Source organism: Fuscovulum sp. (assembly GCA_035192965.1).
In the GTDB taxonomy this organism is placed as follows: domain Bacteria; phylum Pseudomonadota; class Alphaproteobacteria; order Rhodobacterales; family Rhodobacteraceae; genus Paragemmobacter.
On record CP136571.1, the window covers coordinates 3,735,082 to 3,749,953 of the forward strand.

Annotated in this window: 15 protein-coding genes; 2 read left to right on the forward strand and 13 right to left on the reverse strand. The window is 63.5% G+C overall.

Annotated elements, in window-relative coordinates; all coding sequences use genetic code 11:
• Genes RSE12_18355 through uxaC form a run of 5 tightly spaced genes read right to left on the reverse strand, consistent with a single transcriptional unit; the run spans window position 1 to window position 4,599 of the window.
• Complete coding sequence (locus RSE12_18355) at window positions 1-315, reverse strand: cupin domain-containing protein (GenBank protein ID WRH62305.1); 315 nt, start codon at window positions 313-315, stop codon at window positions 1-3.
• Window positions 316-323: 8 nt separating this feature from the next.
• Window positions 324-1,604 carry a TRAP transporter large permease gene (locus tag RSE12_18360; protein ID WRH62306.1) on the reverse strand — a complete coding sequence of 427 codons (1,281 nt, stop codon included), beginning with the start codon at window positions 1,602-1,604 and terminating at the stop codon, window positions 324-326.
• A gap of 3 nt (window positions 1,605-1,607) precedes the next feature.
• Window positions 1,608-2,138 carry a TRAP transporter small permease gene (locus tag RSE12_18365; protein ID WRH62307.1) on the reverse strand — a complete coding sequence of 177 codons (531 nt, stop codon included), beginning with the start codon at window positions 2,136-2,138 and terminating at the stop codon, window positions 1,608-1,610.
• A gap of 50 nt (window positions 2,139-2,188) precedes the next feature.
• On the reverse strand, window positions 2,189-3,169 hold the full coding sequence (locus tag RSE12_18370; GenBank protein ID WRH62308.1) for a TRAP transporter substrate-binding protein: 981 nt from the start codon (window positions 3,167-3,169) through the stop codon (window positions 2,189-2,191).
• A 23-nt stretch (window positions 3,170-3,192) separates the two neighbouring features.
• Entirely contained in the window at window positions 3,193-4,599 is a 1,407-nt protein-coding gene (gene uxaC / locus RSE12_18375; GenBank protein WRH62309.1) for a glucuronate isomerase, read from the reverse strand.
• A 134-nt stretch (window positions 4,600-4,733) separates the two neighbouring features.
• Between uxaC and RSE12_18380 the strand changes: the two genes are divergently transcribed.
• Together RSE12_18380 and RSE12_18385 are read left to right on the forward strand one after the other, a co-directional pair.
• On the forward strand, window positions 4,734-5,432 hold the full coding sequence (locus tag RSE12_18380) for a GntR family transcriptional regulator (protein ID WRH62310.1): 699 nt from the start codon (window positions 4,734-4,736) through the stop codon (window positions 5,430-5,432).
• The gene (locus RSE12_18385; protein ID WRH62311.1) at window positions 5,433-6,335 is read left to right on the forward strand and encodes a sugar kinase; all 903 of its coding nucleotides are present in this window, start codon (window positions 5,433-5,435) and stop codon (window positions 6,333-6,335) included.
• Window positions 6,336-6,632: 297 nt separating this feature from the next.
• Here RSE12_18385 and RSE12_18390 read toward each other — a convergent pair whose 3' ends face one another.
• From RSE12_18390 to RSE12_18425, 8 genes are all read right to left on the reverse strand, one after another.
• On the reverse strand, window positions 6,633-6,761 hold the full coding sequence (locus RSE12_18390; GenBank protein WRH62312.1) for a hypothetical protein: 129 nt from the start codon (window positions 6,759-6,761) through the stop codon (window positions 6,633-6,635).
• Complete coding sequence (locus RSE12_18395) at window positions 6,754-7,578, reverse strand: XdhC/CoxI family protein (protein ID WRH62313.1); 825 nt, start codon at window positions 7,576-7,578, stop codon at window positions 6,754-6,756. Before RSE12_18395 ends, RSE12_18390 begins: the two co-directional genes overlap by 8 nt.
• Window positions 7,578-8,753, reverse strand: coding sequence for a VWA domain-containing protein (locus RSE12_18400; protein WRH62314.1), 1,176 nt, complete (start codon window positions 8,751-8,753; stop codon window positions 7,578-7,580). Before RSE12_18400 ends, RSE12_18395 begins: the two co-directional genes overlap by 1 nt.
• Window positions 8,750-9,628, reverse strand: a complete 879-nt coding sequence (locus tag RSE12_18405) for a MoxR family ATPase (GenBank protein WRH62315.1) — start codon at window positions 9,626-9,628, stop codon at window positions 8,750-8,752. The genes RSE12_18400 and RSE12_18405 overlap by 4 nt, the downstream gene beginning before the upstream one ends.
• Window positions 9,629-9,696: 68 nt before the next feature.
• Window positions 9,697-12,117: an aerobic carbon-monoxide dehydrogenase large subunit gene (locus RSE12_18410; GenBank protein ID WRH62316.1), complete on the reverse strand. Its 2,421-nt coding sequence runs from the start codon at window positions 12,115-12,117 to the stop codon at window positions 9,697-9,699.
• On the reverse strand, window positions 12,114-12,605 hold the full coding sequence (locus tag RSE12_18415) for a (2Fe-2S)-binding protein (GenBank protein WRH62317.1): 492 nt from the start codon (window positions 12,603-12,605) through the stop codon (window positions 12,114-12,116). The genes RSE12_18410 and RSE12_18415 overlap by 4 nt, the downstream gene beginning before the upstream one ends.
• A 13-nt stretch (window positions 12,606-12,618) precedes the next feature.
• Entirely contained in the window at window positions 12,619-13,473 is an 855-nt protein-coding gene (locus tag RSE12_18420; GenBank protein WRH62318.1) for a xanthine dehydrogenase family protein subunit M, read from the reverse strand.
• Window positions 13,474-13,609: 136 nt separating this feature from the next.
• A complete protein-coding gene (locus tag RSE12_18425; protein WRH62319.1) occupies window positions 13,610-14,758 on the reverse strand; it encodes an MHYT domain-containing protein in 1,149 nt (382 codons plus the stop codon).
• Window positions 14,759-14,872 lie beyond the last annotated feature (114 nt).

Below are 14,872 nucleotides of genomic sequence, written 5' to 3' on the forward strand. Positions count from 1 at the left end.
TCAAAGGAAGTCGTCGCGGCGGGGGGCAAAGCTGTCGATCAGCACCCCGGATTCAAGGCAGCGGCAGCCATGGGTCGCACCGCTGGGGACTATAAGGCTGTCGCCGGGGCCGACCTCACGGTCCTGACCGCCCACGCTAAAGGCGAAGCGTCCGGATTGGACAAAGGTCGCCTGCACATGCGGGTGATTGTGCAACGCGCCTTCTGCCCCTTCCATGAAGCGGAAGGCAACGATCATCAGGTCGGGGTGGTCGGCCAGCACCTGACGTGTCACGCCGGGGCCCGTGGCGACGGTTGGATATGTCTTGGGGGGCATTGCGTCACCTAGTGAAAGAGCGATGGCAACCAGAGCGAGACGGCAGGGACATACGTCACCAGCATCAGCACCGCGAAGCCTGCGCCGTAGAAGGGCCAGATCGTGCGCATCGATTCCGCCACGCTGATCTTGCCGACCGCACATGCGACGAACTGGACCGCGCCAACCGGGGGCGTGTTCAGTCCGATGCCGCAGTTCAGGATCATGATGATACCGAACTGGACCGGGTCGATTCCATAAGCCTCGGCAATGGGCAGGAAGATCGGGGTGGTGATGATGATCGTCGGCCCCATGTCCATGAATGTGCCCAGCAGCAGCAGGATCACGTTGATGATCAGCAGGATGATGATCGGGTTGTCCGAGATCGTCTTCATCCAGTCGATCAGCGCGGCCGGGACCTGATGGAAAGCCATAAGCCATGAAAACGCGCTGGCGGTGCCGATGATCAAAAGGACCATCGCGGTTGTCCGCACTGCCCCGGCAGTGGCGGCGAGGAAGGCTTTCCAATCAAGCTCGCGATAGACGAAATAGGTGATCACCAGCGCGTACAGCACCGCGACACAAGAGCTTTCGGTCGCGGTGAAGATGCCCGAGCGGACACCGCCGAAGATGATCGCGATCAGAAGGATTCCGGGGATCGCCACAGCCCCAAGGTGGGCGACCATGGCCCAGCCGGGAAACGCCTCGGTCGGGTAGCCGCGGCTGCGGGCAACGAAATAGGCTGCAACCATCAAAGAGGCTGCCAGCAGGAAGCCCGGTACAATCCCGGCAGTGAAGAGATCGGCAATAGAGATCGAGCCACCGGCCGAGATCGAATAGATGATCAGGTTGTGCGACGGCGGGATCAGGATCGCGATAAGCGAGGCCATGGCCGTGATGTTTACCGCATAGTCGGCATCATAGCCGCGCGCCTTCATCTGCGGGATCATGATGCCGCCCACGGCGGCGGCCTCGGCCACCGCAGAGCCGGAGATGCCGCCAAACAGGGTAGAGGCCGCGATGTTCACCTGACCAAGGCCACCCCTGACATGGCCAATCATGGACCCGGCAAAGGCAACGATCCGGGTGGCGATGCCGCCCCTCACCATCAGGTCACCAGCATAGATGAACAGCGGAATCGCCATCAGGGAAAAGACGCTGACACCTGAATTCATGCGCTGAAACACGATGATCGGCGGCAGTTCCATGTAAAGGACGGTCAAAAGCGAGGCCGCGCCAAGGCAATAGGCGACAGGCGTGCCGATCAGAAGCAAAAGGGTGAAAGACCCGAAGAGTATCCACATTTCCATGGGTCAGACCTCGCTGATTTTCTGATGGGCGACAGAGGTGCTGGCGGTTTCCAAGCCCGCGAAGCGTCGCAAAAGGCGTTCCAGCGAAAAGAGGGCGACCATGGCACCTCCAAGGACGACCGGAACCATGCTGATCCCGTCCGGCAGGCCGATAGCGGGCATCCGTGAACCCCAGGCGGCGGCCCCAAGCTGAAAGCTGTAAAAGGCCATGGCGGCCCCGAACGCAAAGACGATCATATCCGATAGCGTTTCCATTCCGGCCCGGATCCGGGGCGAGGCCAGATGGCCGATAAGATCGAAGCTCAGGTGAAAGCCTTCCCGCGTGCCCACCGCGCTGCCAAGAAAGATGAACCAGCCCATCAGCAGGACAGAGACAGGCTCGCTCCAGACCAGGGAAGAGTTCAGCGCATAGCGGACAAAGACCTGCGCACCGACGATCAGGGTCATCGCGACCATGGCGAAGCCCGCGATCCAAAGGGCAAGCGTCGAAAGAGCCCCCAGAATCGAGGCAAGACGGATGAGGATTGGCTGCACTTTTGCCTCCGGAGGAGTGGTGGGGGGGCGGTGTCGCCCCCCTTTGGTCGTTACTCGGTCGCCTGAATACGCGTCACCAGATCCTGCAACTTCGGCGTGTTCGCATGCTTTTCATAAACCGGGACCATCGCCTCGATGAACGGGGTCTTGTCGATGTTGTCGATAATCTCGACGCCCGCCGCGCGAACCTTTTCTTCCGATACCTTCTCGCGCGCGGCCCAAAGCTCGCGGTTGATCGGCACCGAATCCTTCGCAGCCTGCCGGATCAGCGCCTGGTCTTCCGGGGTCAGCTTGTCCCAGCTGACCTTGGACATCACCAGAACTTCCGGCACGATCAGGTGTTCGTTCAGCGTGTAATAGCCCGCAACTTCGAAGTGGCCCGAGCTTTCAAAGGACGGCCAGTTGTTTTCCGCCCCGTCGATAACGCCGGTCTGGATGGCGGAATAGACCTCGCCGAAAGGCATCGGTGTGGCATTGGCACCAAGGGCGGACATCATGTCGACGAACACGTCAGACTGCATGACGCGGACCTTCATCCCGCTCAGATCATCGATGGAATCGATGGGCTTTTTGGAGTTGTAGAAGCTGCGCGAACCGCCATCGTAATAGGCCAGCCCGATGAACCCATGCGGTTCAAAGGCCGCAAGGATCTCTTCGCCGATCGGGCCGTCCATGACGCGGTGCATATGGTCGGTGCCGCGAAAGATGAAGGGCAGCGAAACGACCTTGGTTTCTTCGATCAGGTTGTTGAACGGCCCCATCGAGACGCGGTTCATGTCGATCACGCCGAACTTTGTCTGTTCGATCGTGTCCTTTTCCTCGCCCAACTGGGCCGAATGGAACACGTCGATGCAGATACGCCCGTTCGAGCGTTCCTTCACCATCTCGCCCAATTTCTGAACGGCGGCGACGGTCGGATAGCCGTCGGGGTGGGTGTCGGACGATTTCAGCGTCACCTCGCATTCGGCAAAGGCGGCGGTGCTGAGGGCAGCCGTGGCCAGAAGCGTGGCCATGGTGGTTCTGAGTTTCATGGGTCTTCTCCTCCTCGTATTGGTCAAAGTTTGTAAGCGGCTTTCGCAAGCCCGTAGGCCAGTTGGGGGGCCAGCTCGAACGCCTCCTCGCGGTCAAGTCGGCCTGTGGTGACAAGGTCGGCAAGCCAGGCACAGTCCACCCGGCGCGCCATATCGTGCCGCGCCGGGATCGACAGGAAGGCGCGGGTGTCGTCGTTGAAGCCGACCGTGTTGTAGAAACCTGCCGTCTCGGTCGTCATTTCGCGGAAGCGGCGCATGCCTTCGGGGCTGTCATGAAACCACCAGGCTGGGCCAAGCTTAAGGGCCGGATAAACGCCCGCCAGCGGGGCCAGCTCGCGGGCATAGGCCGTCTCATCCAGCGTGAAAAGGATGATCGTCAGGCCCGGTTCCATCCCCATCGCATTCAGAAGCGGCCTCAGCGCGGCGACATAATCGGTGCGACCGGGAATATCGAAACCCTTGTCCCGGCCGAATTGCCGAAGAATTCCAGCATGGTGGTTACGGCGGCTGCCAGGATGAAGCTGAAGGACAAGACCATCGTCCAGGCTCATCCTCGCCATTTCGGTAAGCATCTGGCCGCGAAAGGCATCGACGTCATCGGAATAGGCCTGACCGGTCAGGATACGGGAAAAAAGGGCCGAAGCGTCTTGCACGGAAAGATCTTCGGTGCGGGCCGTGGCATGGCCATGATCGCTGGCCGTGGCCCCCATGGATTTGAAGAACGCGCGACGCTTGCGATGGGCAGTCAGGTAGCCCTGCCAGCTTTGCGTGTCTTCGCCCGTGATCTCACCCAACCGCGCGATGTTGGCGGCGAAACCCGGGAAATCCGGGTCGACAACGGCATCGGGGCGATAGGTGGGAACCACCCGGCCCGTCCAACCCGAGTCGCAGATGGTCTGGTGATGCGACAGGTCGTCCAACGCGGAATCGGTGGTGGCGATGACTTCGATATTGAAACGCTGGAACAAGGCACGGGGCCGGAAGGCCGGGGTTTGCAGCGCCTCGGCAATCCTGTCGTAGTAAGCGTCGGCCGTCGCAGCGGACAGGCGCTGGTCGAAACCGAAGATGGTCTCGAACGCATGGTCCAGCCACATCCGCGACGGCGTCCCCCGGAACAAGTGATAGTTCGCCGCAAACAGGTGCCAGATCTTCCGGCCATCGGTTTCCGTCGGGCCGCCATCGGCGCGGGGAACCCCCAACGCCTCAAGCTGAACACCCTGCGAGGCAAGCATCCGAAAGACATAATGATCAGGCGTCACGAACAGTTGGGCCGGATCGGGAAAGGCCGCATCCGTCGCATACCACGCCGGGTCGGTATGGCCATGTGGGCTGACGATCGGCAGACCCCGAACCTCGGCATACAGCGCGCGAGCGATGTCGCGTGACGCAGGGTCAGTCGGAAAAAGACGATCAGGATGAAGCAGGCCCACTGTCACCCTCCCCGGTGCAGAAGCTTTGGTTGCCCGTCACCTTGGGGAATCAAATTATACTAGTCAACTAATATTCCAGTTGCCGCCCGAACAATCCGCGTCTAGCTTGGCGACATTGAAATGGGAGTTAAGGAATGGCGAGCAACGGGGCGCTAAGTGTTCTGGAACCGATCCAGCGGCCGTCCATCGCAGATTCCGTCTTTGACGAACTGCATCGCCAGATTCTTCGGCTGGAACTCCCGCCCGGCACCAAGCTTTCAGAATTCGACGTCGCCCGCGCCCTTGGCGTGTCGCGCCAGCCGGTCCGCGATGCCTTCTACAGGTTGTCAAAGCTGGGCTTCCTGACCATCCGCCCACAGCGCGCAACCGTCGTCTCGGCCATCTCGGAACGGGCTGTGATGCAGGCCCGCTTTATCCGCATGGCAATCGAGGCCGAAACGGCGCGCGTCGCCTGCCGGACGCTGACCGAAGCTGATCTTGCGGCCATCGAAGCGATCATCGACCAGCAGGCCGAGGCCGTCGCCGCGCACGACCCATCCAGGTTTCACGATCTGGACGATCAGTTCCACCGCGAAATCTGCGAACGTTCGGGTACCGGCTTTGTCTGGGAAACGGCGCGCGAGATGAAGTCGCATATGGATCGGGTGCGCTTCCTATCCTTGTCCTTCGCACTGGAATACGCCTTTGCGGAACACAAGGATATTCTGGCGGCGATCCGGTCACGCGACGAAGAACGCTCCGCCGAAATGGTGCGGATCCACCTGTCCCGCATCCTGCACCAGATTGTCCGCATCCGCGCCGAGAATGCCGCCTATTTCGCGGATGAAGGATAAATGCGCGTCGTCTCCATCGGTGAATGTATGGTCGAGTTTGCTCCCGCCGACAGCGGACTTTTTGCCATGGGGTTCGCAGGCGATACGTTCAACACGGCGTGGTATCTGCGCCGCCTTTTGCCAGTGACCTCGACGGTATCCTATCTTTCCGCCGTCGGCACAGATGCCGTGTCAGATCGCATGGTCGGCTTCATGGCGGCAGAAGGCATCGACGTCGAATTTGTCCAGCGAAAGCCGGAACGCAGCGTGGGTCTGTACCTGATCCAGTTGACCAATGGCGAACGAAGCTTTGCCTACTGGCGCGCAACCTCTGCGGCTCGCCTTCTGGCCGATGATCCGGCCAAGGTGGACGCGGCATTGGTCGGGGCGGATCTGATCTACCTCTCCGGCATCACACTCGCCATCCTTTCCACCGAGGCAAGATCGCGGCTGACTGCGTCGCTCATTGATGCAAAGGCGCGGGGCAGCAGGATTGCCTTCGATCCCAATATCCGGCCTGCCCTGTGGCCGGATGCGCAAACCATGCGTGACGCCATCACCGACCTCTCAGCCCATGCCGACATCGTGCTGCCGTCCCACGACGACGAAGCCCGCCATTTCGCCGATCCCGATCCGCTCGCCACGGCCAAAAGATATGCCGCGAATGGCGCGCCCCTTGTCATAGTCAAGGATGGCCCGCGACCGGTGGTTACATGGGATGCCGGCAGGCCCACCACATATCAGGTGCCGGTCCCGAACACGCCGGTGCTCGACACAACCGCCGCCGGAGACAGTTTCAACGCAGGCTTTCTTGCCAGCTATCTGACAGGGGCCAGCTTGCCCAAGGCAGTAGAAGCCGGAATGTCCCTTGCCGCCCAAGTGATCGCGGGAAAGGGCGCGCTGGTCCCACCCTCGGCGCCGTAAGGAACTTTGCGGCAGTTGGCAGTCGCGGACAATTTCCCTCAAAGCAGGAACGCACGTTCCGGTGGCTGACCACGGCGGCTGGTTGGTGCGGGCCAAAGTCAGATGCCCCAGCGCTCGAAACCAACCGCCGCGCGGTAAAGCCGCGACCGCTTCCATGGATGAACCATCTCGGATGCACGCCACGTTCTCAACGTCAGGTGCTGACCTCCATCCCGAAGCAGACGCAGGAGGACCGGCAGCGCGTTGCCCTGTCATGCGCCATCCGAAACACGGCCCTTACTCAATCCGTCCCGGTGCTCAGCAGCAGGGCAGCTTGACCTGCGCCATGACCGCTACCTGTGCGGGCGTCAGAGGCGGGAACAGCCGCGCCAGCAAGCCCGGCTTTGCATCCGGCATGGGCAAGGACTGTGTCACCGGATCAGCCATCCACCGCCTCCCGCCCGCCCGCACGGCGCAGCGCGGTGATCTCCGCCAGGATCGACAGCGCAATCTCCTCAGGCGTGATCGCGTGGATGTCCAACCCGGCCGGGGCCTTCACCCGCGCCAGATCCTCGGCCCCCATCCCATCCGCCGCCAGCCGCGCCGCCAGTGTCGCGAATTTTCGGCGCGACCCGACAAAGGCCACATAGGCCGCGCCACTGGCCAACGCCGCCCGCAGCCCCGCCTCATCGCCCTTGCCCTGCGTGGCCACCACCACGAACCGTTGGCCAGCCCCGCCTGCCTCCAACGCGAACCCGTCCTGCACCACCTCTGCCGTGCCCTCGGTCAGCCCCGGCGCAGCCAGCGTCCGGTGCAGATCGAACCGCCCCGCCAGATCGCACAGCGCCATCGCCACCGGCCCCGCGCCGAACACCACCAGCCGGGGCTGCGGCAAGACCGGCTCTACGAACACATCCATCGACCCCTTGGAGGGGCAGCCATTGCGCGCAAACCGCACCCCGTGCCGTTCCTCACCCGGTGCCACCCCCTCTGCCGCCAGCAATTCCTCGGGACGAAGCGAGATGAACTGCGGCCGCCCCTCGGCAATCGCCGCCGCCCCCGCCTTGCCCACCGCCGACCGGGCGCAGCCGCCCCCGATCCAGCCCTCGGCAATGCTGCCATCGGGCAGGATGATCGCCTTCGCCCCCGGTTTTGCACTGGTGGCATCCACCGTGCGCACCACTGTGGCAATCGCAAAGGGCGCCCCCTGCGCGCGCAGGGTGGACAGTGTGGCCTCAAATCGGCTCTCGAAACGGGCGGGCATCATAGGCGGGCAAGCTCCCTTTCCAGCGCGGCAAGATCATCCAAGGTGGCGGCAGGGGCGAACAGGTCCAGCCAGGGCAGCGCCGCCGCCATCCCAGCCGCCACCGGCGCGTAATCGCGCCAGCCCTTCAGCGGGTTCAGCCACAGGATACGGCACCCCCGGCGCGACAGTCGCTCCATCGCGGCACCAATCTGGCCGGACGGGGCCGAGTCGTACCCATCCGACAGGATCATCACCACGCTGCGCCCGTTGACGAACCGCCGCGCATAGGTGGCCGCGAATTGCTCCAGCGCCGCCCCTATCTTACTGCCACCGCCAAAGCCATCGGCCAGCAGCGTGATCCGGTTCAGCGCGCGAAACGGGTCCTCATCCCGCAAGGCCTCGGTCACGCGGACAAGGCGGGTGTGGAACAGATAGGCATCCGCCTGCCCATCCGCCCGCATCAGCCCCGCCAGAAAGGCCAGAAAGGGCCGCGCATAAACGCTCATCGATCCCGATACATCCACCAGTGCCGCAATCCGCACCGGCCGCTCCGGCCGCCGCTTCCGCGCCAGACGCAAAGGCTCGCCCCCGGTCGCCAGCGACGCGCGGATCGTGCGCCGCAGATCAATCCGCGCGCCCCGCCGCGCCACCTTGGCCCGCCGCGACCGCCGGTCGCGCAGCGCCCGCCCCAACCGATGCGCGACAACCTCAGCCGCACGAATATCCTCGGGCGACACCACCTCGCGCAAATCCTTCTTCATCACGTTGCGGATCGTTGTCGCCACCAGCCGCCCTGCGCCCCCGGCCTCGCTCTCGCCGCCCGTGCCGCTGTCGGGCGCATCGGCCTTACCGCTGCCGGTGCCGTTCTCGCCCTCGGCCCCGCGTGCCGCGCGGGCATGGGCTGGCACCGCCGATGGCACCACCTTGCTGCGCACCCGCCCACCATTGCGCCAATAGCTGTCGAACACCGCATCGAACCGCGCCCAATCCTCGGCACAGCCACAGGCCACAGCCTTCAGCGCGCGCCTGACCGATCCCTCATCCGCGGGCGTCACCGCCAGCGCTGCCAACGCCACCTCCGCCTCGGCGATCCCCAGCCGGAACCCATTCGCGCGCAGATGCGCCATGAACCCCGCCACCCGCGCCACCGGCCCCGGATCGCGCGCCGCAAAACGGGTCACTGCCCCCCTCATGCCGCCTTCCCCGCCAGCCGCTGCGCCACCTCGGTTGTCACAGCCGCCCGGTCCCCCTGCGTTTTCAACAACGTCGCCAAAGCCGCCTGTAACACCGCCGGATCACCGGTCAGGTCCGCCACCCCCAACCCCGCCAAGGCAGCCGCGAAATCCAGCATCTCGGCAACGCCGGGTTTCTTCTCCAACTCTTCTTTCCGCAGCGATTGGACAAACCCCACGATCTGCGCGCCCAGCGCCGCGCCCACATCCGGCAACCGCGCCTGCAGGATCGCCAGTTCCGTCACTGCATCGGGATAATCCACATGCGCGTACAGACACCGCCGCCGCAGCGCATCCGACAGGTCACGCGTTCCATTCGCCGTCAGAATGACCATAGGCCGCGTCACCGCGCGGATCGTTCCCATCTCGGGGATGGTGATCTGGAAATCCGACAGCACCTCCAGCAGATAGGCCTCGAACTCCTCATCCGCGCGGTCAATCTCATCAATCAGCAGCACCGGTGCGACAGGCTGCCGGATGGCGGCCAACAAAGGCCGCTCCAACAGATAATCCTCGGAAAACAGCCGCGCTTCCACGGCGCTTCCCGTCTCTCCCCCTTCGGCCAGCGCCCGGATCGCCAGCAATTGCCGCTGATAATTCCACTCATAAATGGCCTGCGCCGCGTCCAGCCCTTCATAGCATTGCAACCGGATCAACGCGCAGCCCTTCCACGCCGCCAAGGCACGCGCCACCTCGGTCTTGCCCACCCCCGCCGCACCCTCCAGCAGCAGGGGCCGCCCCAACACCAGCGACAGATGCAGCGCCATCGCCAGATCTGCTGCTGCGACATAGCCCTGCGCAGCAAGGCCGGATTGCACGGTGGCGGCAGTGGTCATCAGGAAAAATCCCGCCCGTCAAAGGGGAAAGGGGGGTCAGGGGGGGTCCGTTGCCCCCCCTGCCATCATCAGCCATGCAGGCCCAGATCACGGGCGATGGTCCAGATCCGCCAGTGATCATGCGGCATGTGCGATTGCTTCAGGCCAAAGGGCCGGAACGCATCATGCACCGCGTTTGAAAAGGCCGGCACCGACCCCACGTTCGGGCTCTCACCCACCCCTTTCGCCCCGATGGGGTGATGGGGCGACGGCGTTTCGGTGTGGTCGGTCGTGTAATGTGGCGTCTCCCATGCGGTGGGCAGGAAGAAATCCATCAACGTCCCGGTCTTGACGTTGCCGATCTCATCATAGGCGATCTCCTGCCCCATCGCGATGGCATAGCCTTCTGTCGCCCCGCCATGCACCTGCCCCTCGATAACCATCGGGTTGATCCGGGTGCCGCAATCGTCCAGCGCATAGAACTGCCGCACCTCATGCTCGCCCGTGTCGACGTCAATCTCCATCACGGCGATATAGGCCCCGAAAGGATAGGTCATGTTCGGCGGGTCATAGTAGGACACCGCTTCCAGCCCCGGCTCGATGCCCGGAATGGCCTGATTATAGGCGGCATAGGCCAGCTCCTTCATGGTCTTGAACCGCTCCGGTGCGCCTTTCACCTGAAACCGGTCCACATCCCACTCCAGATCGCCCTCATGCACCTCCAGCAACCACGCCGCGATCATCTGCGCCTTGGCCCGGATCTTGCGCCCACACAGCGCGGTCGCCGCCCCTGCAACGGGCGTCGACCGGCTGCCATAGGTGCCAAGGCCATAGGGGGCCGTATCGGTATCGCCCTCCTCCACCGTGATGCTGTCCGCGCTCAACCCGATCTCGCTGGCAATGATCTGGGCAAAGGTCGTGGCATGCCCCTGCCCCTGCGAAATCGTCCCCAGCCGCGCGATGGCAGAACCCGTCGGATGAATTCGGATTTCGCAACTGTCGAACATCCCCATGCCAAGGATGTCGCAGTTCTTCACCGGCCCCGCCCCCACGATTTCCGTGAAATGCGTCAGCCCGATCCCGATCAACTTGCGCGTCTTTCCCGCCTTGAAATCCGCCAGCCGCTGCGCCTGCTCGGCCCGCAACCCCTTGTAATCCACCGCCTCCAGCGCCTTGTCCCAGGCGGTGTGATAATCGCCCGAGTCATATTCCCAGCCCAGCGCCGACTGATAGGGGAACTGATCCTTGCGGATGAAGTTGATCCGCCGCAATTCGGCGGCATCCATGTTCAACTCAATCGCCAGAACCTCGATCATCCGTTCGATGAAATAGGCGGCCTCCGTCACCCGGAAGGAACAGCGATAGGCAACCCCACCGGGGGCCTTGTTGGTATAGACGCCATCCACGCCGACATAGGCCACCGGAATGTCATAGCTGCCCGTGCAGATGCTGAAGAACCCGGCCGGAAACTTCGTCGGGTCCGCACAGGCATCGAACGCCCCGTGATCGGCCGTTACATGGCAATGCAACGCGGTGATCTTGCCCTCTTTCGTGGCACTGATCCGCCCTTTCATCCAATAGTCACGCGCGAATGCCGTGGCCATCAGGTTGTCCATCCGGTCTTCGACCCACTTCACCGGCTTGCCCGTGACGATAGAGGCGACGATGGCACAGACATAGCCGGGGTAAACCCCCACCTTGTTGCCGAACCCGCCGCCAATATCGGGGGAAACCACACGAATATTGTGCTCCTCGATCCCCGACAAAAGCGAGGCAACGGTCCGAACCACATGCGGCGCTTGGAACGTGCCCCAGACGGTCAGCTTGCCGTTCACCTTGTCCATGCTGGCCACGCAGCCGCAGGTTTCCAGCGGGCAGGGATGCGTGCGGTGGTAATAGACCATCTCTTCGGCCACCACTTCAGACGCCTCAAGCGCCTGATCGGTTGCCTCCTTGTCGCCCACCTCCCACAGGAAGATGTGGTTGTGGTGCTTGCGCGGCCCATGCGCGCCCGACGTTTGCCCTGCCAGATCCTCGCGCAGCACCGCAGCACCAGGTTCCAGCGCCTTGAACGGGTCCACGATCACCGGCAGTTCTTCGTAATCCACTTCCACCAGTTCGATGGCATCGGCGGCGATATAGCGGTCGGTCGCCACCACAAAGGCCACTTCCTGCCCTTGGAACAACACCTTGCCATCGGCCAGCACCATCTGCTTGTCACCCGCCAGCGTCGGCATCCAATGCAGGTTCAGCGGCGCAAGGTCCGCCGCCGTCAGCACCGCCACCACACCGGGCAACGCCCGCGCCGCATCAGCATTGATGGATTTCACCCGCGCATGGGCATAGGGGCTGCGGACGAAATCCCCAAACAGCATCCCTGCCATCTTGATGTCGTCGACATAGTTCCCCTTGCCTTGGGTAAAGCGCACATCCTCTACCCGCTTGCGGCTGGAACCCAGACCCTTGAGATTGGCGATCCGTTCTTCGCGGTTTGGCGTCAGGTCGTTCATTCCGCGGCCTCCTTCGCATTCATCTCGGACGCGGCAGCCAGAATGGCCTTCACGATGTTCTGGTATCCGGTGCAACGGCACAGGTTTCCGGCAATGCCAAACCGCACCTCTTCTTCGGTCGGGTTCGGGTTCTCGATCAGCAACCGATGCGCGCGGGTGATCATCCCCGGCGTGCAATAGCCGCATTGCAGCCCGTGATGCTCGCGGAAGGTCCGCTGCAACACATGCAACCCGTCAGGATTGCCCAAGCCTTCGATGGTGGTGATCTCGGCACCCTCGGCCTGTGCCACGAACACCGTGCAGGCTTTCACAGACTTGCCGTTCATATCCACCGTGCAGGCGCCGCAATGGCTGGTCTCGCAGCCGATATGCGGCCCGGTGATCCCCAGGCGTTCCCGCAGCGTATGGATCAGCAATTCGCGCGGCTCGGCCAGAATGTCATGCACCTCACCGTTCACGGTCAGGCTGACTTGCATCTTCTTTCCCATGCTCTCTCCCCCCTCAGGCGCGCGACCAGGCACGCGCAATCGCACGGCCCAAAATCACGCCAGCCACATGTTTCTTGAACGCGATCGGGCCGCGATTGTCCTGCTGCGGGTCGATATCCCTCAGCATCGCCGCCACCGCCGCCAGCACCGCTTCCGGGCCGCAATCGCTGCCCACCAGTGCCTCCGCCGCATCGGCAGACCAGATCGGCGTGTCCGACAGATTGGTCATCGCGATGGAGGCACTGGCCACCTTGCCGCCTGCCTTGGTCAACAGAACCGCCGCCGCCGCCGTGGCATAATCCCCGATTTTGCGCTTCTGCTTTTCATAGGCATAACCCGCGCCCGTCGCGGCAAAGCGGATGCTGGTCAGGATCTCGTCATCCGCGCGCTCGGTCGCGTAAAGCCCGTGAAAGAACTCCCGCGCCGCCACCTCGCGGCTGCCCCCCGGACCCACCAGCGTGAACTGCGCGTCCAAACACTGCATCAGACCCGGCATGTCATTGCCCGGATCGCCATTGGCGACGTTGCCGCCCACCGTGCCCACATAACGCACTTGCGGATCGGCGATCTGCAATGCCGCTTCGCGCAGGATGGGTGCGGCCTTCGCCAGCCCGTCATGGCTGATCAACTCGGCCTGCGTCACCATCGCGCCGATGGTCACCTGCCCGCCCGCCACCGTGATCCCTTTCAACTCGGCCACCGATTGCAGATCGACCAGATGGCCGATCGACGCCATCCGCAGCTTCATCATCGGGATCAGGCTATGCCCGCCCGCGATGACCCGCGCCTCATCGCCATGCTCCGTCAAAATCCCGATGGCCGACGCAAGGTCGCCCGGCCGGTGATACTCAAAGGCCGATGGTATCATGTGTTCCTCCCGCTCTGCGTCCGTCCCGCGCAGTTGGCAAAAGGCTATGGCGATCCGGCCAAGGGTTGAGCGGCGACAAACGAATGCGGCGCTCTTTTGCACGAAATGCGAAATGCCAGCATGAATTGCGACAGCGCTACAGACCCAACGCCTCGCGCAACTCCGCCAGCCGCGCCCGGCTGACCGGAATGCGCAACCCCTCGGCCCCTTCCACGCTGCATTGCCCGGAATCCTTCAGCCGCTCGAACTTCACCACATGCGCGGGGTTCAGCAGATAGCTGCGATGCACCCGCATGAATCCCACCGGTGCCAGCCGCTCCTCCGCCTCGGAAATCGACCAGGGGCAGAACAGCGCATCCGCCCCTTTCTGCATCACAGTGTAATGCCCTTCGGCCCGCACCGCCGAAATCGCGGCAGGGTCCAGAAAATAGGTCCGCCCTTCCTTTTCATGCGGCACGCGCAGCGCCACCGGCTCTGCCCGCACCACGGGGGCGGCAGCCGGCAGGGCAACCTCCACCGGGGGAGGCGCCTGCGGCCTCTGGGCCACAGCCACCGCCGCGCCCTGATCGGCCTCCTCTGCCGAAGGCGCAAAGGTGATCCCCGTCAGCAGGAACGCGGCTGAGATGACGAACGCCGCCAATGTCACCAGAATGGCCAACATCTCGTTGCTCAGCGCCGGGCCAACCGCCCCCGCTTCGCCATCGGGCAGAAAGCCCGTCCCCGCCATGGCGATGAAATGCACCATCACCACGGCCAAGCCGAACCCCACCGTTCCCAGCACGATGTTGCGCCGCCCGCGTTCGGAATAGGCCACCCGCACCGCCATCACCGACAGCGCCACCGATGCCACCAGCGCCCCGCCCACGCCCAAGGGCGTATAGACCGGGCGGCACAGCTCCATCCCCGACATGCCGATGTAATGCATCAGCGAAATGCCAAAGCCGATGATCACCCCCGCCAGCGCCAGACTGCGCCGGGTCCGGGGCCGAAAATGCAGGATCAGCAGCGCCAGCCCCGTCATCAGGATCGCCACCAGCGCCGACACCAGCGTCGTCAACGCGTCATAGGTGTACAGGATCGGCAGTTGCAGCCCCAGCATGGCCACGAAATGCATCGACCAGATGCCCCCGCCCAGCGCGACCGATGCCATCGACACCGCCACCTTGCGCTGCGCCACCGTCCGGCGCGACACGCCCCGCGTCAGCGACAGGCCCGTAAACCCCGCCATCAAGGCGATGGCAAAGGCCGCGACCACAAGCCGCCAGTCATGGCTGAACTCCAGCACCGAAAGCCTCCCCGCTTACGGACCGTGCATCAACTTACGCTCTGCCACCCGCAATCGATAGCCCGCGGCGCAGATCGGGCCGATGCCCCGACACTCATATAGCGTGATTGTGTC

Excerpts from the sequence above, each read along its gene's own strand:
- RSE12_18355 (WRH62305.1), bottom strand. The coding sequence starts at position 315 with ATGCCCCCCAAGACATATCCAACCGTCGCCACGGGCCCCGGCGTGACA.
- RSE12_18360 (WRH62306.1), bottom strand. The coding sequence starts at position 1,604 with ATGGAAATGTGGATACTCTTCGGGTCTTTCACCCTTTTGCTTCTGATC.
- RSE12_18370 (WRH62308.1), bottom strand. The coding sequence starts at position 3,169 with ATGAAACTCAGAACCACCATGGCCACGCTTCTGGCCACGGCTGCCCTC.
- RSE12_18380 (WRH62310.1), top strand. The coding sequence starts at position 4,734 with ATGGCGAGCAACGGGGCGCTAAGTGTTCTGGAACCGATCCAGCGGCCG.
- RSE12_18385 (WRH62311.1), top strand. The coding sequence starts at position 5,433 with ATGCGCGTCGTCTCCATCGGTGAATGTATGGTCGAGTTTGCTCCCGCC.
- RSE12_18390 (WRH62312.1), bottom strand. The coding sequence starts at position 6,761 with ATGGCTGATCCGGTGACACAGTCCTTGCCCATGCCGGATGCAAAGCCG.
- RSE12_18395 (WRH62313.1), bottom strand. The coding sequence starts at position 7,578 with ATGCCCGCCCGTTTCGAGAGCCGATTTGAGGCCACACTGTCCACCCTG.
- RSE12_18400 (WRH62314.1), bottom strand. The coding sequence starts at position 8,753 with ATGAGGGGGGCAGTGACCCGTTTTGCGGCGCGCGATCCGGGGCCGGTG.
- RSE12_18405 (WRH62315.1), bottom strand. The coding sequence starts at position 9,628 with ATGACCACTGCCGCCACCGTGCAATCCGGCCTTGCTGCGCAGGGCTAT.
- RSE12_18410 (WRH62316.1), bottom strand. The coding sequence starts at position 12,117 with ATGAACGACCTGACGCCAAACCGCGAAGAACGGATCGCCAATCTCAAG.
- RSE12_18415 (WRH62317.1), bottom strand. The coding sequence starts at position 12,605 with ATGGGAAAGAAGATGCAAGTCAGCCTGACCGTGAACGGTGAGGTGCAT.
- RSE12_18420 (WRH62318.1), bottom strand. The coding sequence starts at position 13,473 with ATGATACCATCGGCCTTTGAGTATCACCGGCCGGGCGACCTTGCGTCG.